This window comes from Streptomyces sp. NPDC026538 (assembly GCF_055567535.1).
This window is the reverse complement of record NZ_JBVHQG010000007.1, coordinates 362,981-385,300: the sequence shown is the minus strand read 5'-3', so window position 1 is coordinate 385,300 and position 22,320 is coordinate 362,981. Positions and strand designations below refer to the sequence as shown.

At 70.3% G+C, this 22,320-nt stretch carries 17 protein-coding genes and 2 pseudogenes; 13 read left to right on the top strand and 6 right to left on the bottom strand.

The features are described from left to right. Positions 1 to 45: 45 nt before the first annotated feature. Positions 46 to 663: a fluoride efflux transporter CrcB gene (crcB, locus tag ACZ4N4_RS28390; protein WP_467593812.1), complete on the bottom strand. Its 618-nt coding sequence runs from the start codon at positions 661 to 663 to the stop codon at positions 46 to 48. Between the two features lie 696 nt (positions 664 to 1,359). On the opposite strand from crcB, the pseudogene ACZ4N4_RS28385 reads away from it, so the two are divergent. Continuing rightward, positions 1,360 to 1,557 (top strand): annotated as a pseudogene (locus ACZ4N4_RS28385) (hypothetical protein); the annotation flags it as partial. A gap of 315 nt (positions 1,558 to 1,872) precedes the next feature. On the opposite strand, the gene ACZ4N4_RS28380 reads toward ACZ4N4_RS28385, so the two are convergent. Continuing rightward, complete coding sequence (locus ACZ4N4_RS28380) at positions 1,873 to 2,430, bottom strand: DUF3291 domain-containing protein (protein ID WP_467593807.1); 558 nt, start codon at positions 2,428 to 2,430, stop codon at positions 1,873 to 1,875. Between the two features lie 361 nt (positions 2,431 to 2,791). On the opposite strand from ACZ4N4_RS28380, the gene ACZ4N4_RS28375 reads away from it, so the two are divergent. The 4 genes from ACZ4N4_RS28375 to ACZ4N4_RS28360 all read left to right on the top strand — a co-directional run bounded on the left by ACZ4N4_RS28375 (position 2,792) and on the right by ACZ4N4_RS28360 (position 8,475). Continuing rightward, positions 2,792 to 3,109, top strand: coding sequence for a helix-turn-helix domain-containing protein (locus ACZ4N4_RS28375; protein WP_467593803.1), 318 nt, complete (start codon positions 2,792 to 2,794; stop codon positions 3,107 to 3,109). Positions 3,110 to 3,273: 164 nt separating this feature from the next. Continuing rightward, positions 3,274 to 6,987, top strand: a complete 3,714-nt coding sequence (locus ACZ4N4_RS28370; RefSeq protein WP_467593800.1) for a S8 family peptidase — start codon at positions 3,274 to 3,276, stop codon at positions 6,985 to 6,987. 262 nt (positions 6,988 to 7,249) lie between these two features. Then, positions 7,250 to 7,930 (top strand): helix-turn-helix transcriptional regulator, encoded by a 681-nt coding sequence (locus ACZ4N4_RS28365; protein WP_467593794.1) that lies wholly within the window; start codon positions 7,250 to 7,252, stop codon positions 7,928 to 7,930. 32 nt (positions 7,931 to 7,962) lie between these two features. Then, positions 7,963 to 8,475, top strand: a complete 513-nt coding sequence (locus tag ACZ4N4_RS28360; protein WP_467593791.1) for a DUF3291 domain-containing protein — start codon at positions 7,963 to 7,965, stop codon at positions 8,473 to 8,475. Between the two features lie 17 nt (positions 8,476 to 8,492). On the opposite strand, the gene ACZ4N4_RS28355 is transcribed toward ACZ4N4_RS28360, so the two are convergent. Beyond that, a complete protein-coding gene (locus tag ACZ4N4_RS28355; RefSeq protein ID WP_467594385.1) occupies positions 8,493 to 8,801 on the bottom strand; it encodes a hypothetical protein in 309 nt (102 codons plus the stop codon). On the opposite strand from ACZ4N4_RS28355, the pseudogene ACZ4N4_RS28350 reads away from it, so the two are divergent. The 4 genes and pseudogenes from ACZ4N4_RS28350 to ACZ4N4_RS28335 form a co-directional block, all read left to right on the top strand. Further along, positions 8,776 to 8,880, top strand: a pseudogene (locus ACZ4N4_RS28350) (DNA-binding response regulator); the annotation flags it as partial. The gene ACZ4N4_RS28355 and the pseudogene ACZ4N4_RS28350 overlap by 26 nt on opposite strands. A 133-nt stretch (positions 8,881 to 9,013) precedes the next feature. Beyond that, positions 9,014 to 10,561: a hypothetical protein gene (locus ACZ4N4_RS28345; protein WP_467594332.1), complete on the top strand. Its 1,548-nt coding sequence runs from the start codon at positions 9,014 to 9,016 to the stop codon at positions 10,559 to 10,561. Positions 10,562 to 10,566: 5 nt separating this feature from the next. Next, positions 10,567 to 11,505, top strand: coding sequence for a lysylphosphatidylglycerol synthase domain-containing protein (locus ACZ4N4_RS28340; RefSeq protein WP_467593788.1), 939 nt, complete (start codon positions 10,567 to 10,569; stop codon positions 11,503 to 11,505). A 126-nt stretch (positions 11,506 to 11,631) separates the two neighbouring features. Then, positions 11,632 to 12,282, top strand: a complete 651-nt coding sequence (locus ACZ4N4_RS28335) for a GNAT family N-acetyltransferase (protein WP_467593784.1) — start codon at positions 11,632 to 11,634, stop codon at positions 12,280 to 12,282. Here ACZ4N4_RS28335 and ACZ4N4_RS28330 read toward each other — a convergent pair. Both ACZ4N4_RS28330 and ACZ4N4_RS28325 read right to left on the bottom strand, forming a co-directional pair. Beyond that, positions 12,279 to 12,488 (bottom strand): hypothetical protein, encoded by a 210-nt coding sequence (locus ACZ4N4_RS28330; RefSeq protein WP_467593780.1) that lies wholly within the window; start codon positions 12,486 to 12,488, stop codon positions 12,279 to 12,281. The two genes, ACZ4N4_RS28335 and ACZ4N4_RS28330, sit on opposite strands and share 4 nt — an antisense overlap. 38 nt (positions 12,489 to 12,526) lie before the next feature. Next, on the bottom strand, positions 12,527 to 13,141 hold the full coding sequence (locus ACZ4N4_RS28325; RefSeq protein WP_467593775.1) for a dihydrofolate reductase family protein: 615 nt from the start codon (positions 13,139 to 13,141) through the stop codon (positions 12,527 to 12,529). A 676-nt stretch (positions 13,142 to 13,817) separates the two neighbouring features. On the opposite strand from ACZ4N4_RS28325, the gene ACZ4N4_RS28320 reads away from it, so the two are divergent. Continuing rightward, a complete protein-coding gene (locus ACZ4N4_RS28320; RefSeq protein WP_467593769.1) occupies positions 13,818 to 15,023 on the top strand; it encodes a COG4705 family protein in 1,206 nt (401 codons plus the stop codon). Between the two features lie 554 nt (positions 15,024 to 15,577). Then, positions 15,578 to 17,782 carry a transglycosylase domain-containing protein gene (locus ACZ4N4_RS28315; protein ID WP_467593766.1) on the top strand — a complete coding sequence of 735 codons (2,205 nt, stop codon included), beginning with the start codon at positions 15,578 to 15,580 and terminating at the stop codon, positions 17,780 to 17,782. Positions 17,783 to 18,136: 354 nt separating this feature from the next. Here ACZ4N4_RS28315 and ACZ4N4_RS28310 read toward each other — a convergent pair whose 3' ends face one another. After that, positions 18,137 to 19,726, bottom strand: coding sequence for a glycoside hydrolase family 32 protein (locus tag ACZ4N4_RS28310; RefSeq protein ID WP_467593763.1), 1,590 nt, complete (start codon positions 19,724 to 19,726; stop codon positions 18,137 to 18,139). A 222-nt stretch (positions 19,727 to 19,948) separates the two neighbouring features. Between ACZ4N4_RS28310 and ACZ4N4_RS28305 the strand changes: the two genes are divergently transcribed. Both ACZ4N4_RS28305 and ACZ4N4_RS28300 read left to right on the top strand, forming a co-directional pair. Further along, positions 19,949 to 21,358 (top strand): extracellular solute-binding protein, encoded by a 1,410-nt coding sequence (locus ACZ4N4_RS28305; protein WP_467593760.1) that lies wholly within the window; start codon positions 19,949 to 19,951, stop codon positions 21,356 to 21,358. Continuing rightward, positions 21,355 to 22,320, top strand: a complete 966-nt coding sequence (locus ACZ4N4_RS28300; RefSeq protein WP_467593757.1) for a carbohydrate ABC transporter permease — start codon at positions 21,355 to 21,357, stop codon at positions 22,318 to 22,320. The genes ACZ4N4_RS28305 and ACZ4N4_RS28300 overlap by 4 nt, the downstream gene beginning before the upstream one ends.

Here is a 22,320-nt window from a genome sequence, read left to right as displayed (position 1 = left end):
TTCACTCCGTTGTGCCGGCGTAGGTGCGGGTTCATCGCTGCCTCATTAGGGGACAGACCGCTTGGGTGGCGGGGTGGCCGGTCCGGCGGTCGGCGAGGCGGTTGCTTGGCTGCGGCGGCTGGGGCCACGGCGCACCGGCAGACCGGCGGCCCGGCGGGCGGCCGCGATGCCGAGCCCGACCGCGACGAGTCCGGCGACGAGGCTCGTCAGGGCGTAGGCATCGGCTTTGGACCAGTCGCCCAGTGAGAGCAGGTGGTGTATCTCCACGGTGTAGGTGGAGAAGGTGGTGTAACCGCCGAGGAAGCCGACGCCCAGGAAGGGCCGGACGTAGCGGCTGGGCGGCCACACCTCCAGGACGCAGACCATGAGCAGTCCCAGGGCGAAACTTCCGGAGATGTTGGTGATGAAGGTGGCCCAGGGGAACCCGCCGGCCGGGGTGGGCCAGGCGAGGGCGAGGCCGTAGCGGGCGAGGCTGCCCAGCCCGCCGCCCAGGGCGATCACCGCCAGGATGTCCGCTTGGCGGGAGCGTTTGGCCTCGGCCGATCGCTGCTGGGGAGGTGCCTGTGGTCGGGCGCCGTCCGCGACGTCCGGGTCGACCGGCAGAATCTCTTGCGGCGGCGGTGCGTCGTCGCGGGGGCGGTCTCGGGGTTCTCCGCGGGACATCGTCCTTCTCACCGGGTTGAGCGTGTGCGGTCCAACGGTGGACCGCGTGCTTGGACCTGCCGGTCTCGCGCTGTCTGTCGGATGCGACGTGGGGTGACCGTAGGGTGGCGGCTTCAGGTCGGCTGAGACGCTGTCCGGGACGGGCGGGGCATGATGTCCTCCTACCTGTGGGCGTGCCTGCGTGGCAGGTACCAGGTAGGGACTGTTGTCGACCCAGCTACACGGTCGCGGTTTCGGCGAGCCCCACCGCCATCACTGTCAGGCTACGCCGTCCCCCCGGCGAAGACGAGGGACTGTCGCGTCAAGACCCGCAGGACAGCCATGGTGAGCACGAGACGTCGATATCAGTCCTCGCGGCCGATTACGGTGGGCGCGACCGCGACCGGCCTCCAACGCCGCATGCGCACGGCCATCTCACGTTCGCGCGGGGCCGGCTCCCAGGCCGTGCTGCGCTCCGCCGTGCCGCTGCCCACCACCGCGACGTCGACGATGAGGCTCCCGGGCGGCGGGGGAGCGGGCTCGCCGCCCGGCGCGGTCGATCCAGTACGCCGGACGCGCTCCGGCCGGGTACTCGTGCGACGGCGCCGTACGCGGGCGCAGGGAGGCGAGGGTACGAGCCATGACGACACCGATGCCGGGCATCCGCCCGCAGATCCACAGGGCCCGCTCGGACCGGACCGGCTCGGTCAGGCCGACGCGGTGGAGCGGTGGGAGTCCGTTCCCGCCGCTCCGCTGCTGCACTGCAACGGGGACGCGATGGATGTCGCGGTCGTCCATGACCGGATCGTCCGGGTGCGCGGACGGTCCGGTGACCGTGTGAACCACGGCCGGCACGGGCCGAAGGATCTGTTCGGCTGGCAGGCCAACCACGCGAGGGGCCGACTGACCACACCCTGAACCCGCGCAGTGCTGCCTCAGGCCCGTTGCACAGGGCGGAGTCTCCTCCAGCAGATGAGCGCACGACCGAGGATGAGGAAGGCTTCGTGGATGTCGTCGCGGATCTCCCAGCGGATCCGCAGGCGGTGGAACCAGCGCAGGGGCGAATGCGCGCTCCATGGCCCAGCGTTGGGCGCCCAGGCCGCAGCCGTGCTCGGTGCCGCGGCGGGCGATCAGCGGCTTCACACCGAGGTCCCGGACCAGCGGGCGGTACTTGTCGTGGTCGTAGCCGCGGTCGGCGAGAACAAGATCCGGGCGACGCGGTCGGACCCGTCAGCGAACCTGGTCGTTCTTCGGCCCGATGCCTTTGATCCTGGACGGAGTTCCCTCCGGGGCGAACGAGTGGTGGAAGGTGAAGGCGTGCGGCGCCGAGCCGTGGTCGTGGAGGTGCTCCAGCCTGGAAACCCCGTCCCGCCAGGTGGGTATCACGCCTTCGGAGACCCACCAGCACACGTAATTCGGGTGCCCTGACCTCTCGAACCAGTCGTAACGCCTGTTCAGCGCCTCACGGTGCGGACCGGTGTAGACGGCGTCGATGGCGGGGCGCAGGTCGGTCCAGAGTGAGAGGGTCGCGGCCAGGGCGGTGGTTTCCACCGTGTGGCCCTTGCCGTACCAGGCCGGTACGGCGAACTCTCCCCATGCACCCCAGTCCGCCTCGAAGAGCATGCCCCGGTCGCCGTCTGCCGCTTCCGCACGAGCGAGGTACCCGGGGAGCCGGCTGATCTTCCGGTAGACGGCCTCACCAACCTCGTAGAACTCGCGCGTGAGAGGCGCGGGATCGGCGAGAGGTGACTTCAGGACGCCGAATGTGTACAGAGCAAGACGGGGCATGCGTTTTCTCCCTGGTGGGGGGTGCCTGATGTGGTCCCGGTTCGGTGGCTTTCACATGGGGGCCAGGATTCGTGGGGCGTGCCCAACTCATCCCGTCGCGGGTGGCTCAGCCTGAAGGAACTCCTGTGCGACCGTGGGCGATCGCCGAAGACCAGGTGAAGGTAGCTGCCTCTGCGGGCCATGTCGAAGTTGCGTTTTCCCCGTTCGAGTGGCCTCTTGCTCCGGTCACAACGGGGGCTGGGGCGGTGAGGGGCGGGGCACGCTGCGGGATACCAGTGATCCGCTTCGGCCGACCGGTTCGCCCGCCATGCCCGTCCGCACCCCCTGTCCGCTATCCCCGAGAGCCGCCGAACGCGTGCGGTTGAAGGAGATTGCCTACGGCCACAAGGCCGGCCACCGGCTGCGGGTGCGTGCACCGGCGGTGCTGCACGCCGCGCGTGGACTCTCCAACGTATGCATCGGCCGGGAGACGGGGCTGCATCGGGACACCGTGCGCCGCTGGCGTGGCCGGTTCGCCCCGGCGGGCCCGCCCGGGCTCGAAGACCGTCAACGCTGCGGCCGTACCGCCTCGTTCACACCGCTGCAGGCCGCCGAGGTCAAGGTGCTGGCCCGCCGGCTGCCTGCCGAAGGAGCTGGTACGACTGTCTGTCCCGACGGGCGGATGCGTTGTTCGAGCTGACCGACGCCCTGCCGGCAGCAGGCCGGCTCGGCCGGCGGCCCCGTCTGCTCGCGGCGTAACTGCGCCATGGCGCAAGAGCGACATGTGCGACCCCTTGAACGACGTCGGGGGAGGCCGGAGGATCCAGTGATCTTTCGCTCTCCGCCGCGTCTCAGGAGTCTTCCTTGCCCCAGGTTCCCATCCCCCGGCCCGGGCCGATCGCCCTCGCCGTGGCGGCCGCGCTGACAATCGGCGTCCTACCGGCGACTGCCGCTGTGTCCGCGTACTCCGCCGGTGAGGCGTCGCACAACGACGCCGGACACCACACCCCCGCCGATGCCGGCACGCACACCGTCACCCTGATCACGGGTGACAAGGTCACCATCGGGACCGCCGCCGACGGCACCGTCGTGCGCTCCTTCCAGGCGGCGAGCGGAGCCACCACCGGCTTCCACCGCGCTGTCCTGGACGGCGCCACCTACGTCTACCCCGACGCCGCCCTGCCGTACGTGAGCGCCGGGAAGCTCGACAAGCAGCTCTTCAACGTGACGCGGCTGATCGCCGAGGGCTACGACGACGCGCACAGCTCCCGGCTGCCGCTGATCGTGCGCTACACCGATGCCGCGGCCAAGGGCCGCACCCGGACGAAGATGGCCGGCTCGACCGACGTCCGCCGCCTGGACAGCATCCAGGGCGCGGCCCTCGCGCAGAACCACCAGCAGGCACCGGCGTTCTGGTCCTCGCTCACCGGGGGTTCCGGCGCGGCGGCGCGGTCCGCGAAGCCGTCCTTCGCGGGCGGCGTCGCCCACGTGTGGCTCGACGGCAAGGTGCAGGCCGACCTGGCCGACTCCACCGCCCAGATCGGCGCGAACAAGGTCTGGGCGGAGGGCGACACCGGCCAGGGCGTGAAGGTCGCGATGCTCGACAGCGGCGCCGACACCGAACACCCGGACCTGGTCGGGCAGATCTCCGACAGCGCCAGCTTCGTCCCCGGCGAGGACGACATCGCCGACTACAACGGCCACGGCACGCACGTCGCCTCGACCATCGTCGGCACGGGCAGTGCCTCCGACGGCAAGGAGCGGGGTGTCGCCTCCGGCGCCCGGCTGGCCGTCGGCAAGGTGCTCAACTCCGAGGGCAGCGGCCAGGAATCCTGGATCATCGCGGGCATGGAGTGGGCCGCCCGCGACCAGAAGGCCAGGATCATCAGCATGAGCCTGGGTGGCGGCGGTGACAAGACCGACCCGATGAGCCAGGCCGTCGATCAACTCAGCCACGAAACAGGCGCGTTGTTCGTGATAGCGGCGGGCAACGGTGGCCCGCACTCCATCAGCAGCCCCGGTGCCGCGGACTCCGCGCTGACCGTCGGCGCAGTCGACTCCACCGACACGCTCGCCGACTTCTCCAGCCAGGGCCCGCGCGACGGCGACGGCGGGCTGAAGCCGGAGATCACCGCGCCCGGCGTCGACATCGTCGCGGCGCGCTCGCACTACAAGCGCGGCTCCGGCTACTACACCACGATGAGCGGCACGTCGATGGCGACGCCGCACGTCGCCGGTGCCGCCGCGCTCCTCGCCTCCCAGCACCCCGACTGGACGGGCACCCAGCTCAAGGAGGCGCTGGTCAGCAGCGCCAAGGCGACCCCGGCGTACACCCCGTACCAGGCGGGCGCCGGACGGCTCGACGCGCTCGCGGCCGTGCACACCACGGTCTTCGCCACCACGACCGCTTACTCCGGCTTCCACACGTGGCCCCCGCAGCCCGGGGAGACCGACGTCCAGACGGTGACGTACACCAACGTCGGCGACGCCCCGGTCAGCCTCGATCTGGCGGTCAACGGCACCGTCCCGGCCGGGTTGTTCAGCCTCTCCGAGGACCATGTCACCGTGCCCGCGCACGGCACCGCCACGGTCAAGCTGACCGCGGCTCTGGACAAGCTGGCGGGCGACCAGTCGGTCAGCGCCATGATCACCGGTACGGACGACACCGGGACGGTTCGCGCCCGGACCCTGATCGGCGCGGCCCGCGAGGGCCAGCGGCAGAATCTGACCGTCGTCGCGAAGGACCGTTCGGGCAGGCCGCTGGCGGGCCGGGTCGTCCTCAGCGCCGACCACCTCTTCACGGTGATGGACCTCGACGCGTCCGGCACCGGCACGACGCGGCTGCCCGTCGGCAGTTACAGCGGCTGGCTCACCGGTGACGTGCAGGGCGCCGAAGGCCCGCACTCGCGCGGCATGGTGCTGCTCGCCTTCAACGACGTGAAGCTGGACCGGGACCGTACCGTCACCCTGGACGGCCGCAAGGCGCGCCGGATCCTGGCGCGCGTGCCGCAGCAGACCACCGCCGTCGCGCCGCGCCTGGACGCCCACCGGTCCTTCAGTGACAGCCTGGTGGAGACGTCGATGCTGCCGGACCCGTCGTACGACAGCGTCTGGGCGCTCCCGACCGGCAAGAAGGTCACCGACGGCGAGTTCGAGGCCGGCGCCCGCTTCCGCCTCGAGCAGCCGGCGCTGACCGTGAGCACGAAGTCGACGACCTTCAACGACCCGCTGGTCAAGCGCGCGGCCACGCCGCTGCCCGCCGGTACCCGGAACCTGACGGCGGTCTTCGCCGGTGACGGCACGGCCGAGGAGCTCGCGCGGCAGAACGTGCGCGGCAAGGCGGTCGTGGTGCGCGGCGCCGGCACGGAAGGGATCAAGGCCCAGGCGGAGGCCGCCGCGGCCGCCGGCGCCCGGCTGCTGCTGGTCGTCAACGACGGCGTCGGCCGCCTGCAGCCCTGGGACGAGAACCCCTGGAGCCCGCAGAGCCCGGCCCCGGTGACGGTGGCGACGCTCAACGCCGACCAGGGTGCCGACCTGCTCGGCCAACTCCGGCACGGCGCGGTCCCGCTGAAGGTCACCTCGCACCCCACGACCGACTACGTCTACGACGTCGTGCACCACTGGACGGGCGCCGTTCCGGATGACCCGACCTGGCGTGAGGAGTCCAAGGACCTCGGCCGGGTGAACGTCTCCTTCCGGAACTACCGGCAGGGCAAGGCGATGGAGTTCCGTCCGGACGTCTGGCGGGGCTGGGCCGTCGGCAACCAGCTCACCGCGCCCGCCCAGGGCGAGCGCACCGACTGGGTCACCGCCGGCACCACGTGGCTGGACGACGCCTTCATCCAGGGCGAGACCGGACAGCATTCGATCGATCCGCTGCAGTACTCGGCGCGCAAGACCGGCAAGGTCAGCTGGTTCGGCCCGATCCAGCGGCCGCGCATGGGCCCGATCAACTACCAACCGGTGCGCTACCTCGACACGATGTACATCACCGCGCCCGGCTGGGGCGACTCGGGGTCCGGCCACGTCGGCGAGGCCGGCGCGAACTTCGACGTCAAGGACTGGATGTCGCTCTACCAGGGCGACCAGCAGCTCGACTGGGGCAACGCCGAGTACCTTCAGGTTCCCGGCCTCGGCGCCGAGCGCCTGCCCTACCGGCTGGTTCTCGACAACGACCGCGGCACCTGGGCCGACCCGTACTCGACGCACACGCTGACCGAGTGGGACTTCACCTCCGCGGTCACCGGCAGCGATGCGGCGGTGTCCCTGCCCCTCATCCAGCTCGACTACGGCGTGGACACCGACAAGTCCGGCCGTGCCGACCGGCACGCCGGCCTGACCGTGGCCGCCTCGCACCTGCCGGGCACCACCGCCACCATCGGGAAGCCGACCGTCGAGGTGTCGTACGACGACGGTGCGACCTGGCAGCGGACCGACCTGAACCGGCGCGACGACGGATGGCGGACGAACCTGCGTGCGCCGCGGTCCGCCGACTTCGTCACCCTCAGGGTCGGCGCCCGGGACAGCGCGGGCAACACCGTCTCACAGACGATCACCCGGGCCTTCGGCCTGCGCTGACGTCACACCCCGGGAGGCCACCTGGGACAGCACCGCGTGGGCGGGACCGCAGCCGGCGGCCCCGCCCACGCGGCGTTCCCACTTGTCACCACGAAGCCTCTTCATCACCGGCTTCGTGGCCCCACCAGGTCGGAGTCATCCCCCCAGGCGGTAGGTTCTCCACCTGTTCTGCCTGCGCCAGTACGTGAGGGAGTCGGGCACACTGGCCTGGGTCGGGTCCCGCCGTTCTATCTCCAACCTGTGTTGTTCCTAGAATGGCCGGGTGGAGGACATCGACGCGATTGCGGCGTTGCAGGATCCGGTGCGGCGCCGTCTGTACGAGTACGTGGCGGCGCAGGGCCGCGAGGTCGGCCGCAACGAGGCCGCCGAGGCGGCCGGGGTGGCGCGCACGCTCGCTGCGCACCATCTGGACAGGCTGGCCGAGGCCGGGCTGCTGGAGAGCGGCAGCCGCCGCCTGACGGGCCGCTCGGGGCCGGGGGCGGGCCGTCCCGCCAAGGTGTACACGCGGGCGCGGGCCGAGCGGTCGGTTTCGCTGCCCGCCCGCGATTACCGCACCGCCGCCGAGCTGCTGGCCGAGGTCGCCGAGCGGGCCGGGCTGGACGCCGAGCTCTGCGCGGCCGCGCGGCGCCGGGGCGAGGCCCTGCGCGGCTCGGCTGCGCCCTGCGGCGGCCTCGAACAGGCCGTGGAGATGCTGGCCGCCCGCGGCTACGAACCGCACCTGGAAGGCGCCGAGGGGGCGACCGGGGCAGCCGCACGCGTTGTCCGTATGCGCAACTGCCCCTTCCACGCAGTCGCCGAAGGCTTCCCACCGCTCGTCTGCGGCATGAATCTCGCGCTGCTGGAGGGGTTGCTCGGCACGGACGGTCCCGTCCACGCTCGCATGGACGCCCGGCCGGGTAACTGCTGTGTGGTGGTCGAGACTTCTAAAAACAATGGCGATTGACATAGAAAAGTGGGCCGTGCTGGGATGAGGCCATGACCGCATCCACGCATGCAGCCCATCTCGCCCACCTCAACGTCGCCACGCTCCGCCACCCCCTCGACGACCCGCGCACGGCGCCGTTCGTCGAGATGCTCGGCCCGGTCAACGCCTCCGCCGACGCCGCGCCCGGCTTCGTGTGGCGACTCGTGGAGGAGGGGGCGGCCGACGCCACCGGCCTGCGCCCCGCGGGCGAGAACGTCATCGTCACCCTGTCGGTGTGGGAGACCCAGGAAGCCCTGTGGCACTTCACCTACCGCAGCGGGCACCTAGGGGCGATGCAGCGGCGCCGCGAATGGTTTGAACGGCACGTCGAGGCGCACCTGGTGCTCTGGTGGGTCCCCGCCGGTCACCTCCCGACCGTCGACGAGGCCCTGGAGCGGCTGGCGGACCTGCGGGCGCACGGGCCGTCCCCCCGCGCGTTCACCTTCGCCTCCTCCTACACCGCAGCCGAGGCCGTCCAGCGCCTTCAGGCCGCGCCGCCAACCCAGCCTGAAGCGATCAACTGATCCACCGATCTTGACGATCACTCCATCGGGAAGCGACCGTGACACCTCGGTGGCAACGGTCGGCTGTTCGGGGCCAGGCTCAACGTCCGCAGGATGTCGGCGGTGCCGGACCGGGAGACGAAGGTCGAGTTGGCCATGCGCGAGGTGAGATCGAGCCAGGCCGATACGGTGAAGCTCTTTGAGGTACCGACGGCCGGTCCGCTGGTGGCGGCACAGCCGGTGGTGCCGGTGAGGTTGACGACCTCTCCACGCTGACTGTCGGTGGCCCAGGTGTGGGCGCCACCCAGTGTCCGAGTCCACTTGGAGACGCACGGCGGCCGAGTCATGGCCAAGATCGCCCGTGACCGCGTCCAGGCCGTGATCTTCGCCCACGACCGGGGAATCGCCCGTCCCGGTGCCGGCTGAGGAGAATGGGCGGGCTGAAGGGAACGAACGTCTTCTCACCCCCCTCTAACCCTACAGGCCGTAGGGTGGGACGTCCTCCTGCGAACTTGTAGGAGGAGCTGGTCCCGTGGCGCGTGACGACGAGGGGTGCGAGATGGCCGAGGGCTCGAACGGCACGACGACCGGCCTTCCTCGCACCGGCGTCCCTCTCACCGGCTTCCCGGCGCAGGCCGTCCGGCCCCTGCGTTCGCGGTGGGAGCCCCGGCTCGGGGCGGTCGCCGCCGCTTTCACGCTCGCCCAGCTCGTCCTCGTACGGCCGGATCTCGGTCTCGGCTGGGACGAGACCGTCTACGTCAGCCAGGTCAGCGGTCACGTGCCCGCCGCCTACTTCAGCGCGCCCCGCTCCCGCGGCATCTCGCTTCTCGCCGCCCCGATCGCGTCGTGGTCCGACTCCACCGTCCTCCTCCGGATCTACCTGGCCGTCCTCTCCGGCCTCGCCCTCTACCTCGCCCTGCGCGTGTGGCGAAGCCACCTCGGGCCCGGCGTCCTGGCCCTGGCCGGCGCCCTGTTCGCCTCACTGTGGGTGACGTTGTTCTACGGCCCTCAGGCCATGCCCAACTACTGGGTCGCCGTCGGCGCGCTGGCCTGCGTCGGCTGCTTCCTGCGTGCTCGCGCGAACGCACGGGACCGGGCGGCCTGGTGGGGCGTGTTCGCGGGCGCGGCGCTGATGGCGGGGATGCGCCCGGTGGACGCGGTCTACGTCGCGCTGCCCCTGCTCGCGCTCTCCCTGCTTTCCCTGGTGCCCCCGCTCTCCCGGTTCTCCCCGCTTTCCTCGCGCAGCCCGCGTCTGCTCGTCGCGCTGGTGGCGGGGCTGGTGGCGGGTGCCGGCGAGTGGGTGATCGAGGCGTACACGAGCTACGGCGGCCTCACGCACCGCCTCTCCGCCGCCTCGGACATCCAGGGCGGCCTCGGCTGGCACCTCGCCGTGCTCGACCAACTGCACAGCCTCGGCGGCCGCACCCTGTGCCGGCCCTGCACCGGATCGGCCCCCAGCCCGCTGGTGACCCTGTGGTGGTTCGCCCTGCCCGTCCTCGCTGTCCTCGGCGCGGTGATCGCCGTCCGATCCCGGCGCGCCCTGCCCGTCCTGCTCCCGCTGGCCTGCGCCATCACAGCCGCGGTCCCCTACCTGTTCCTCATCGGCTACGCGGCCCCCCGCTTCCTGCTGCCCGCCTACGCCCTGCTCGCCCTCCCCGTCGCCCACGGCCTCGTCCACCTGGTCACCGCACCGGCAGACCGGGCCGGGCGGGCCGTGGCCGCCGGTCTGGTGGCGGTCGGCCTGGCGGGCCACCTGGCCGTGCAGTACGTCGTCCTGGAACACACCGTGCACAGCTCCGATGCCTCCCGCGCCGACTGGGCCCGCACCGCCGCCGCCCTCCACGAACTCGGCGTACGGCAGCCGTGCCTGCTCAGCGGCTACGAAGCCGTGCCCATCGCCTTCGCCACCGGTTGTGGCTCCGCCCAGACGGCGGGGCATGACGCCAGCACCACCGTGACCGAGCTGAAGCGCGCCGCGCAGCGAACGTCCTTCGCCGTCCTCGTGCCGCCGAAGGGGCGTCCGCCCGCGTACGCACGCACCTGGCCCGAGGAGCGGGCCGGCGCACTCCGCGCGTACGTCGCACCCGGCGTACGGCAGGGGAGGTGACCGCCGTGACCACGGCCGAGAGCCTGCCGGCGACCTCGGGCAGGCGCCTGTACGTCCAGTTGGGCGTCACCCTGGTGGTGCTCGCCGCCGCCGGCGGGATGCTCGCCGCGCACCGGGCCACGCTGGACAGCGGCACCGACCGGCTGGCCGCCGCCGACGGGGAGTGGCTGGTGCTCGCCTGCCTCGCCGCCCTGGCCACCTGGGTGTGCGCGGCCGTGGCGCAGCAGGGAGCGGTGGTCGAACGGCTGCCCAGGGGGCGGCTGGTGGCGGCGCAGTTCGCGGCCGGCGCCGCCAACCACCTTCTTCCGGCGGGGGCCGGAGCGACGCTGGTCAACCTGCGGTTCCTGACGCGCTGTGGGCTGTCCACCCGGCGCTCGGCGACGGCGCTGGCGGTGAAGGCGGCCGTCGGCGGGATCGTCCGGTGCGCGCTGGGTGTGGCCCTGCTGGTCGCCTCGCCCGGCACGGTCCGCCTCTCCGCGCGGGTCCCGCTTGTGCTGGTCCTGCTGCCGGTGGCGGCGGGAGCCGTCGTCCTGGCGGTCGCGATCAGCGGCCGCCTCAGACGGGTGGTGAGCCTAGCCTTCGCTGACGTGCGGGACGTGCACCGGTGCCGGGCGCGGGCCTGTGCGCTGTGGGGCGGGTCGGTCGCGTTCGCTCTGCTGCACGCCGGGGTGGTCATCGCCGTGGTCCATGCGATCGGCCTCGGCCTCCCCGCGAGCCGGGTGGTCATGGCCTACCTGGTCGCCAGCGGCGCGGCAGCGCTGCTGCCCACGCCGGGCGGACTGGGGTCGTTGGACGCCACGCTGGCCCTTGCCCTCACGGCGGCCGGCGCGCCGGGACCGGCGGCGGTCTCGGCGGTCCTCGGCTACCGCCTGCTGACGGGATGGCTGCCGATGGTCCCCGGCCTGCTGGTCCTGGCCCTCCTGGCCCGCCGCTCGGCCTTGTGAACCGTCCTGATGCCGCCCGCGAAGTAGACGTCCACCGAAGGGTCGGTTCGGCCGGGCCTGGCGATTCGCTCAGCCCACTGATGTAATAGATCTATGGTTGGTTCATCGCTTACATATGCGTCGGTCGTGGAGGACTGGGTCTCCGGCTGGGTGGTCTCGCGGGGTGCGTCCGATCCCGTGGCGCGGCCGTGGGGCTGGACCATTGACGTCGGACAGCCGGCCCAGGTGGCGCGGCACGTAGTTGTCGACGCGGACGAGGCGCGCGTGTGCGAGGCCGCCGCGCAGGCGCGGGGGGAGGGATGGTGGCTCAAGGTTTTTCTGCCTGAGCCGTGCGAGGCGCCGGAGGCGCAGGTCTGCGCATGGCTCGGACCGGGGTGGGCGTCCGACAGGGCGGCCTTCCTGATGTCCGTCGAGCTGGCCCCGGTCACGCCCGGAACGCTCCCACCCGGCTACGTGCTGCGCACCTGGACCCGGGGCGACGTCGTCCGCGTGCTGATCGCGGCTCCCGATGGATCACTTGCCGCGCGCGGACAGATGGGCGTGGCGAAGGAGGTGGCGGTGGCGGACCAGATCCTCACCACCCCGGCCCACCAGCGTCGCGGCCTCGGCTCCGTCGTCATGCGCACGCTCCAGCAGCAGGCGCTGGCCTCGGGCGCCACCCGCGCCGTCCTCGGTGCGACGTCCCAGGGCCGCGCCCTGTACGAGTCGCTCGGCTGGCGTACCCACACGGCCTTCCTCAGCCTCTATCGCACCACAGGACCGACGGAGTCCTGCTAGAAGGCGAGCGGTTCGGAGAGCGGGATCGGCGTCTGACGCGGGCCCTCCCACACCAACTGAGGGAGGACTTCGAGGGTTGCGTCCATGGCGTACTCCGCAGTGTCGGGGGACTTGTCGCCGTCGAGGACGTCGGTCCACTTGCGGGGCTCGTACCTCCTCGATGAGTACAGGGCGATTTTCCAGCCGCAGGTTCGCCACCCCGTCACCCGGTCAGCTCGCGATCGTCGATGGTGGCCCGACGTCGTCAGAGGACGTCGTACGTCAGGTGCGTCGCGTTCGATGTCGCGGTCCCGCTTCGCTGTACCAGCGTGCGCGGCGTTCCGCCGGTGAAAAGGGGTGTCCCGGTGCCCAGCACGACGGGCGCCAGGTGCAGGGACAGCACGTCGACCATCCCGGCGTCGAGCGCGGAGCCGACCGTGGCGCCGCCGCCCATGAGGATGACGTCGAGGTCCTTCCCGCTGCCCGACGACGCCTCCTCGGCACGCTCCCGCGCGGCGGTGACGGCGTCGCGCAGACCGGTCGTGACGAAAATCCAGTCGAGGTCGGTGAGCCGTACTGACTGCGGCGGCGAGCTCGTCACGACGACGAAGGTGGGCCTGCCGACCTCGCCGGCGCCGTAGCCGATCGTGTCGTCCCAGCCGTTCGGTCCGTCGACGATATCGAAGAGGCGGCGGCCGAGGACGACGGCGCCCGAGCGGGCGGTCCCCTCCCGCAGGACCCGGCGGTCGTCGGGGTCGTCGGAGAACGCCCAGGTGTGCAGGGCCTCGCCACCAGTGCCCAGACCGTTGTCCGGGCCGGGGTGGGGCCCGGTGACGAAGCCGTCGAGGGAGACCGAGATGTCAGCGATGATGCGAGTCATGCCAGGGCAGACCCGGTCCGCCGCTGGAACTCATCGCTCAGAATGAAACGCGTGCGTGCCGGATGCGTCCCAAGGCCGAGTAGGGCGAGTGATACGCACGGTGGCAGTCAGGATATGTTCAGGTTCCAGCTGGCACAGTCGGGCAGCATGACCGATGAAACGTCTGATACCGCGGTGGTTCCGGAGGCGGCACCCACCAGCGAGCCGGCGAACAACCGGCTGAGGCGGGCTCGCACCACTTCTCCACCACTGGATGGGGAAGCGCAGAGAACCTCCGTGTGGCCGGGAGAGGCAAACGCGCGGGGAGATCGGGCGACGCGGATCAACGCGCTGCGCAGTTGAATTCCAGGACGAAGACCCCGAATTACCGCTCATTCTAACGCCTTCGTATTGCCTGCTCCCGGGCAGAGCGAGCGGTAAAGGCGCGTCCTGCGTGGCGGGGGAAAAGAATGTGAACGCTGTCGAGAATCAGAACCCCGGCGCGGCCCGAACAGGCTTGACGAGCAAGCGCAGTCGTACCGGGCCCGCGGATCCGGGACCGCGCTGATCCATGAATTTCCAGATAATTACCGTTCCGCAGGCGTGAGGGTCGCCCTCCGTGCTGCCACTCGTTCCCTGCGAGGGTTTCGTGACAACTGAGACGACGACCGAGAGTCTTCGGACGCCTGCCAGGCAGATGCTGAACAAGGTTCCCGAGGTCACGATCTGGTTCTGGATCATCAAGATCCTGTGCACCACGGTCGGTGAGAGCTTCGCCGACTGGATCAACATGAACCTCGGCGTTGGCCTGATCAACACGGCACTGATCTTCACCGTGGTTCTGGCAGGCGTCATGGGCTGGCAGCTCACCACCAAGCGCTACGTCCCGTTCGTGTACTGGCTCACCGTCGTGGTGGTGAGTGTGACCGGCACCCTCTACACCGACATCCTCACCGACAGCCAGGGCGTCCCCCTCGCGTTGAGCAGCAGCGTGTTCGCCGGCCTGCTGGCCGTCGTCTTCGGGATCTGGTACGCCCGGGAGCGGACCCTGTCGGTCCACACCATCACCACCCGTCCCCGCGAACTCTTCTACTGGCTCGCGGTCCTGGTCACTTTTGCCCTCGGCACCGCCACCGGCGACTGGACCCTGGAACTGACCGGCTGGACACCGGGTGTCTCCGTGTTCCTGCCTCTCGGGTTGATCGTCGCGATCGTTCTCGGATGGCGCCTCGGCGCCAACGCCGTGCTCTCCTTCTGGCTCGCCTACATCCTCACCCGCCCGCTCGGTGCCAACCTCGGCGACTGGCTCGGCTCGCCCAGCGGCGACGGCGGCCTGGGGCTCGGCACTGCGGTGACCAGCGTGATCTTCCTGGGTGCGATCCTCGCTACGGTCGTGTACCTCACGGTCAGCCGCAGCGATGTCATCGAGGCCCACGATCTCTCGCATGCCCCGCGGGCGCTGAACCCGGCGCGTGAGCGGATCATGCTCGGCTACTACGCCGTGGTAGCGGTCGCAACCGCGGCGCTTCTCATCTGGGCACACCACCAGCCCCACGCGGCCGTGGCCGGCGAGGACGACGCCCCCGCACCGGTAACCGCCCATCTCACCCCGAAGCAGGCGACGTCGCCGTTCCCTCCGGCTGAGATCGCGAAGTTCCGCACGATCGCAGCCGACACCCTGGCAAAGCTCAATTCGGGCAACCAGTCGGCCGCGACCACCCGAGTGACCGACCTCGAAACCGCTTGGGACAAGGACCAGTCCACCCGTGAGCCCAAGAGCGAGCAGTCCTGGCACTTCCTCGACAGCGAAATCGACCAGGTCCTGACGGCGCTACGCGCCCCGAGTCCCGACAAGGCCACCGAGGTCAAGGCGCTCAACACCCTCCTCACCTCGCTCGGCTAACCGACCGCGATGACGGACTGCCCCGACGCATGCCCCGCGCCGGGGCAGTCAGCGGGCCGAGTCGGACTCGGCACACGGATCGCCTACAGCCGTGGCCGCCGGCACTGGAAGCCGCAACGGTGCAGATGCCGCACTGCGGCTCGCTCTTGGGTGGGCGGTTGTATGTCCATTGCGAGTGCGACTTACTCTTGCAACCTGTAGGAGTCCGGGGAGGGTGTCGGCTTGTCCAGGTCAGACCCCCATGAGGCACCCGGCGGGCGGTCTCGCGACGATGGCGGGGCCGTGTCCTTGGCTGAGGAGTGGCGAGAATGAGCGAACACCGGCGCCGATCGTCGGGGAGGACCGCACCGTCCGGCATGCCGTCCGGCTCTGACGGTATGCCGGACGGTGGCCGGGCCGCGGCACGCAGGGCTGCCCGGGCTCAGGGCGGGCGTGCCCGCCGTGCGAGGGGCACGCGACGTAGGGACGCCGGACGTTCGGGCCGGCGCGGTCTGATCGACTACCCGCGGGTGGGCAAGCGCGGCCTCCGACGTTGGCTGCCTTCGTGGAAACTGGTGTCCGGCACCTTCCTGCTGTTCGTCGGCGGCCTGCTGGGCCTGTTCGGCTACGCCTACGCCACGACGACGATTCCCGGCGCGAATCCCAATACGCAAGCGCAGAGCAACACCTACTACTGGTCGGACGGCTCGGTGATGGCCACCCAGGGGTCGACCAACCGGCAGAACGTCGATCTCGCGCAGGTCCCGAAACTGGTCCAGTGGGACTTCCTCGCCGCGGAGAACGCGACCTTCTACTCCGATCCGGGCGTCGACACGCAGGGCATGCTCCGCGCCGTCTACCACATGGCAACGGGCGGAGAGGTGCAGTCGGGGTCCACCATCACCCAGCAGTTCGTGAAGAACACTTACCTCAGCCAGGACCAGTCGGTCAGCCGCAAGCTCAGAGAGATCATGATCTCCCTGAAGATCGGTGGCCAGATGTCCAAGCAGCAGATACTGCAGGGCTACCTCAACACCTGCTACTACGGCCGGGACGCCTACGGGATCGAAGCCGCGGCTCGTACCTACTACCACGTGCACGCCTTCCAGCTGAACGTCAGCCAGGGCGCCTTCATCGCCGCTACGGTCAACGAGCCGAGCCTGCTGATGCACGCCGACACCGATCCGCGGGCCAAGGCCCAGGCCAAGGCACGCTGGAAGTACGTGCTGGACCGGATGGCCAAGATCCACGAGATCACCGGCGCCCAGGAACAGCGCTACCTGGCGCAGGGGTTCCCCACGCCGAAGCCGTACACGCCGTCGGCGGGAATGTCCGGGCAGACCGGTTACCTGGTGCAGACCGCGGCGAAGTACGTCGAAGCCCACACCTCCCTCACGGACCAGCAGCTGGAGCGCGGCGGGTACCAGATCTACACGACCTTCGACAGGAAGAAGGTGAACGCGCTGTCGGCGTCCGTCGCGGCGATGGAGCACAGGCACCTCGACCCGCAGCACCGCTCGGCCGACAAGGACGTCCAGGTCGGCGCCGCGTCGATCAGTCCGTCAACCGGCGCCATCGTCGCGCTGTACGGTGGGGCCGGCTGGAACAAGGGGCACTGGACGGACAACGCGGACGCGACCGGTGTGCCGGTCGGCTCCACCTTCAAACCCGTAGACCTGGCCGCCGCTCTCGACCACGGCGCCGTCCTCACCCCAGGGCAGCCGCCCTCACCGATCACCCCGGCCTCGAAGTTCAACGGCGACGACGGCATCACCATCAAGAACCAGCAGGGCGGGGACCTGCCGGACTCGAACGACCCCACGGGGCTCCTGCACCAGCGCAACGACGTGTCCACGAAGTGGGGCTACATCACCCTGCGCAAGGCGATGGAGGAGTCGGTCAACACCCCCTACGTCCAGCTCGGCGAGTACGTCGGCTACGACAACGTGGAAGGCGAGGCCCTCAAGGCGGGGCTTCTGCGCACGACCCTGCAGTACGACACACCGGGTTTCTACATCGGTACCTCCACGCCGTCGGCGATCCGCATGGCAGACGCGTACGCCACCTTCGACGACAGCGGGATCCAGCACGAGCCGTACTCGGTCACCAAGGTCGTCGCCGACGGCCGGCAGCTGCCCGGATTCGACAAACCCAAGGGCACCCAGGCCATGCCCGCCTCGACCGCCGACACCGTCACCGACGTCCTGCGAGACGTCGTAAAGAACGGAACCGGTACCAACGCCCAGGCCCTGGGCCGCCCGGCGGCCGGAAAGACCGGTACGACCGACGACTACAAGTCCGCCTGGTTCATCGGCTACACCCCACAACTGACCACGGCTGTGACCATGTTCAAGGAAGACGCGAAGAACGCCGGCCTGCAGTCCATGCAGGGTGTCGGCGGCTACGCCAAGGTCTTCGGCGCCGACATGCCCACCGAGGTGTGGACCGGCTACATGACCGCCGCCCTCCAGGGACAACCCGTACAGCAGTTCCCGCCCGCACCCCCACTGAGCCAGAGCACGGACGAATACGGCGCACCCTCACCCACACCCTCCGCCACCGCAGCTCAGAGCACACCACCGGCCACCCCGACAGCACCGGCCACTCCGACCCCCACCACCGCACCGTGCCACGGACATAAGAAGCACTGCGTCAGCCCAAGCCCGACCGACACCGCCGGCACCGGCGGCGGACTGCTCGGCGGCACAACCGGCGGTAACCCCCCACCCACACCGACGACCAGCTCACCGGCCCCGGCCGGCACCCCCTCAGGGCCTTGAGCCGCGACACGGAGGCCCGTGGCACTGCCCAACCCCCCGGCGTGCCACAGCGGGGGCCGCGGCATCTGGGCAGGCAGCCGCCACCAGCCGACGCTCACGGGCTTCAGGAACAGGCTTGCCCGGACCGGCTCGCGCATCTCGCCGCCACCCTGTGCGTGGCGCTCGAGCTACGCAGGCTCGAAGGGCTCACCGGTAGCGCAATGTTGCGCGATCGGTGATCCATGCCGTCTTGAGCAGTCCGCGCACCTGTTGGCAGCGGATCACCGGTGCCTGGAGCTGGCACGCGGCCGGCCCGCGGGGACCGCCGCCGCAACGAGGAGGAAGGCGCGTGTGCATCCGCGCCCCTGGCCGGCCTCACACCGAGAACTCGCGAATCACCGTGTTGCGGAACACCGCGCTGCCGCCGATCGTGAACAGTGCGAGCCGGGTGTCCAGCAGGTACGGGAACACCTGGCTGGTGTGCACGTAGCGGCCGTCGTCGACGAACATCTCCACCGAGGTGCGGTCCACCAGGATGCGCAGCTTCACCGTGCCGGCGGACGGGTCGAACGGGGTGTGGCTCTCCTGCCACTTGCCGGACGTGTCGGCGTTGACCGTGTTACGTCGGTTGAGGAAGGCGTAGTCGGCGTAGATCCCGGCGTCGATGTGCCGACCGCCGTTGGGCGAGCGCCTCAGCTGGAGGCCGGCGCCGGTGAGTCGGGACCAGGTGATCTCGGTCGTCACCTCGTAGGAGATACCGGTGTAGTCGAGCACCTTCGTGCCGTCCACGGTCACGTCGCCCAGGTTCACGGTGCGGGAGACATGCGAGTCGAGGCCGGCGACGGGCTGGGAGGCGAGGTAGTAGGTGTTGTCGGACGCCTTCTTCAGGGTGATCTCGCGGACGATGGAGTCGGTGCCGTTGAAGCCGTCGCAGTCGATGGTCGGGGTGGTGTCGGCGTAGTCCCAGTTGTTCACCCACCCGATCGCGTACCGGGCAGCCGCGTCCACCGCGCCGCTCGCGTCCCGCTTCTCGAAGGTGACGGCGCCGTACCAGTCCCAGCCGTGGTCGAGCCACTGCGGCTCACTCGCCTCAGCGGTGAACGCGCTGCCGTCGAAGGAACCCGTCCAGTAGGCGTACGTGTTGGGCAGCCCCGAGCTCTTCCCGTTGGCGCTCGCGCCGAGCACCCATTTCACGGTGCCGTCGCCGGCGGTGATGCGGAACAGGTCGGGGCACTCCAGGACGCCGATGCCGTCGTGGACGAAACCGTTCACGTACGTCCAGGACTTGAGGTCGTCGGAGTGGTAGAAACCGATCTTGTCGTTCTCGGCGAGGACCATCACCCAGCGGTCCCGGTCCTCGTCGCGGATCACCTTGGGGTCACGGAAGTCGGCGACGCCGGGGTTGGGCAGGACGGGGTCGGTCCCGTAGTTGTCGAAGGTGAGACCGCCGTCGGTCGAGTAGTACAGGAACTGCTCCTGGTGGTCGGTGCCGCCGCCGGGGGACATGGTGACGATGACGGCGACCGCGCCCGCGCCGAGTCCGGCCGTGTTGCCGGTGTCGACCACCGCCGAACCCGACCAGAGATCGCCGTTGGGCGTGGTGTCCTTGGGCACCGCGACCCCGCGGTCGGTGAAGGAGACCAGGTCCTTGGTGGTGGCCAGGCGCCACGCGGTGCCGACGGCACCGGTGAAGTAGTCGGCGTTGTAGAGGTAGTAGTAGTGGTACTCGCCGTCGATCCAGACGGGCCGCTGCGGGTCGTTCTTCCACTGGTCGGGGACCGTGAAGTGGTACGCGGCGCGGTAACTAGCCCCGCTCGCAGCGGATTTGGTCCTGCTCTTGGCCGTGGCCCCGGGCTCGGGCTTCGGGGCGGCCGTGGCCGCCGCGGTGGGCAGCAGCGCGGCGGCGGTTCCCGCCGCCGATCCCGCGAACAGTGATCTCCTGGAAAGTCCCGACGTTCCGGGCATGACGCATCGTTCCTCTCGTGACGGCCCATGAGGGCCCGTGGCGGCTCGTCACACACGCGAGTGCGGCTCACAGTGCGGAGGGCGTGAAAAATCGGCTCGTGTGAACGAGGACTGTAGACCTAACTCGTTAAAGGTCAAGCGTTCCCGACCCTTGACAGGTCTGCTGCCCGGTTCCCATCATCTGGGGCATCACCCCTGAACTAACACGAGTTAGGCCCGTTGATGACTGACTCGCACCTCCCCCGCCGCACACTGCTGCGGTACGGCGCGTACGGGGCCGGAGCAGCTGCCCTGGCCGCGACCGCCGCGAGCTGGGACCGGCTCACGGGAGCCGACATCCCCGGCCGTGACGACGGCTCCCTCGTCGTCGCCACCCTCGGCTCCGCCTTCGACCCGGCCACCGTCGACGCCCTCACGAAGGGCTTCCACCGGCTCCACCCCGACATCCCGCTGCGGGTGAACGCGGTGCAGGCCGTCGACTGGTCGGACTTCTTCGCGAAGATCCTCACCCAGATCGCCGCGGGCACCGCTCCCGACCTGGTGTATGTGGCCACCGAGGGCGTGCAGTTGTTCGCCCAGCGGCTCGGCGTGCCCCTGGACCGCTGGGTGCGGCGGGACGCGGCAGAGCTGCGTGAGTACTTCGCCGACGTCCACCCCTCGCTGGTGGAGTCGATGATGTACGAGGGGAGCCTCTACCAGCTGCCGATGGAGTTCAACGCCGCCGACATCTACCTCAACAAGCAGGTGCTGAAGCGGGCAGGCGCGGGGTTCCCGGCGGCCGACTGGAGCCGCGACGACTTCACCGCGCTGCTGCGGGAGATGAAACAGGCCGGCGATGCGCACTTCACGCCGTACTTCTGGACCAACCGGCTGTGGGGCGGCGTGGTGCCCTGGCTCTTCGCGGCCGGCACGAACCTGCTGAAGGAGTCGAAGGCTCCCGGCGGTTCCTGGCTGTGGGACACCTTCTATCCGGCCGCCGACCGGCAGGGGCGCGGCGGGGGCTTCCGCTGGACGACCCCGCAGGCCACCGCCGACCGGGTCGAGGAGGCGTACGACTACCTCGCTTCCCTCGTCCAGGAGAACCTGTGCACCCGGCCCGAGGGCGGCAACGGCAGCAATCTGGTCGGCGTGTTCTCCACAGGCCGCGTCGGCGTCACACCGGCGGGCGGATTCTGGGCGGGCGGCCTGCAGCTGGCCGGCATGCGGGCCGCCGACTACGACGTGCAGTACTTCCCGCGCTGGCATACCCAGCGCCACCAGTTCGGCGCGGCGGGCTACGCGCTGCTGCGCACCTCGAAGAAGCAGGAAGCCGCCTGGGAGTTCATCAAATACGCGGCCCGCAAGGACACCATGACCCGGCTGTTCCAGGGCAACCAGACCACCCCGGCCCGGCGTTCGATGCTGAACGCCGCACGCTACGCCGCGAGCGGCCCGGCCCACTGGCGGGTCTTCTACGACACCCTCGACCGGTTTCCCGACACCGGCCCGATCCCCGCGCCGCCGCAGGTCGCCGAGGTGACCGACGTCCTGCTCAAGTACACCGGCACCGCGCTGGCCTCGCCGCGTGCGGTGGGTCCCGCGCTGCGCCGGATGCAGGGCGCCCTGGAGCAGGCCATGGAGCGTGAGATATGACGAACACCCAGGTCCCGAACTCCCAGGTCCCGGCCGTACGTCCGCGGCCCGCCACGCCACCCGCCGTCGCCGTGCGGCCGTCCGTCCGCGACCGCGGCGCCCGGCTGCTGGCCGCGCTGTTCCTGGCGCCCACGGTCGTCGGCATCGTCGTCTTCACGGTCGTGCCGATCATCGGGTCCCTCGTACTGAGCCTGTTCCACTGGAACGTGATCGACCCGCCCCGTTTCGCCGGCGGCGCCAACTACCGCACGACCTTCACGGACGCGACCGTCCTGGTCTCCTTCCGCAACACGCTCCTCTTCATGGTCCTCGCGGTCGCGCTGCAACTGCTGATCGCGCTGTCGCTGGCGCTCGCGCTGAACGGGCGGATGCCGGTGTGGCTGCGGTCGGTGTTCCGTTCGGCGTTCTTCTTCCCCCTGGTGCTGTCCGCCGCTTCGATCTCGGTGGTGATGAAGTACCTGTTCAACCAGGACTTCGGGGTGGTGAACTGGCTGATCGGCCTGGTCGGCGTCGCGCCCGTGCCCTGGCTGACCTCGGAGCACGCGGCGATGGCCACGGTGATCCTGGTCTACGTCTGGCAGCAGTTCGGTTTCTCCTTCCTACTGTTCGTCGGCGGCCTGAACAACATCCCCAAGGAGATCCACGAGGCCGCCGCCCTCGACGGCGCGACCGGCCTGCGCAAGCACCTCGGCATCACGCTGCCGCTGCTGTCGCCGACGCTGCTCGTCGCGTCGGTGGTCGGCATCATCAACGCCCTGCAGGTGTTCGAACAGCCCTACGTCCTCACCGACGGCGGACCCGGCGACGCCACCCGCACCGTGGTGATGGTGATCTACGAGAGGGCCTTCGAGCAGCTCGACTTCGGCGAGGCATCCGCGGTGGGCGTGCTGCTCTTCGTGCTGATCATGGCGGTCACCGCCGTCCAGTTCCGGCTCAGCCGGCGTTTCGTCCACTACCAGTGA

Excerpts from the sequence above, each read along its gene's own strand:
- crcB (WP_467593812.1), bottom strand. The coding sequence starts at position 663 with ATGTCCCGCGGAGAACCCCGAGACCGCCCCCGCGACGACGCACCGCCG.
- ACZ4N4_RS28380 (WP_467593807.1), bottom strand. The coding sequence starts at position 2,430 with ATGCCCCGTCTTGCTCTGTACACATTCGGCGTCCTGAAGTCACCTCTC.
- ACZ4N4_RS28360 (WP_467593791.1), top strand. The coding sequence starts at position 7,963 with ATGACCGCATCCACGCATGCAGCCCATCTCGCCCACCTCAACGTCGCC.
- ACZ4N4_RS28355 (WP_467594385.1), bottom strand. The coding sequence starts at position 8,801 with ATGACTCGGCCGCCGTGCGTCTCCAAGTGGACTCGGACACTGGGTGGC.
- ACZ4N4_RS28345 (WP_467594332.1), top strand. The coding sequence starts at position 9,014 with ATGGCCGAGGGCTCGAACGGCACGACGACCGGCCTTCCTCGCACCGGC.
- ACZ4N4_RS28325 (WP_467593775.1), bottom strand. The coding sequence starts at position 13,141 with ATGACTCGCATCATCGCTGACATCTCGGTCTCCCTCGACGGCTTCGTC.
- ACZ4N4_RS28320 (WP_467593769.1), top strand. The coding sequence starts at position 13,818 with ATGCTGAACAAGGTTCCCGAGGTCACGATCTGGTTCTGGATCATCAAG.
- ACZ4N4_RS28310 (WP_467593763.1), bottom strand. The coding sequence starts at position 19,726 with ATGCCCGGAACGTCGGGACTTTCCAGGAGATCACTGTTCGCGGGATCG.
- ACZ4N4_RS28305 (WP_467593760.1), top strand. The coding sequence starts at position 19,949 with ATGACTGACTCGCACCTCCCCCGCCGCACACTGCTGCGGTACGGCGCG.
- ACZ4N4_RS28300 (WP_467593757.1), top strand. The coding sequence starts at position 21,355 with ATGACGAACACCCAGGTCCCGAACTCCCAGGTCCCGGCCGTACGTCCG.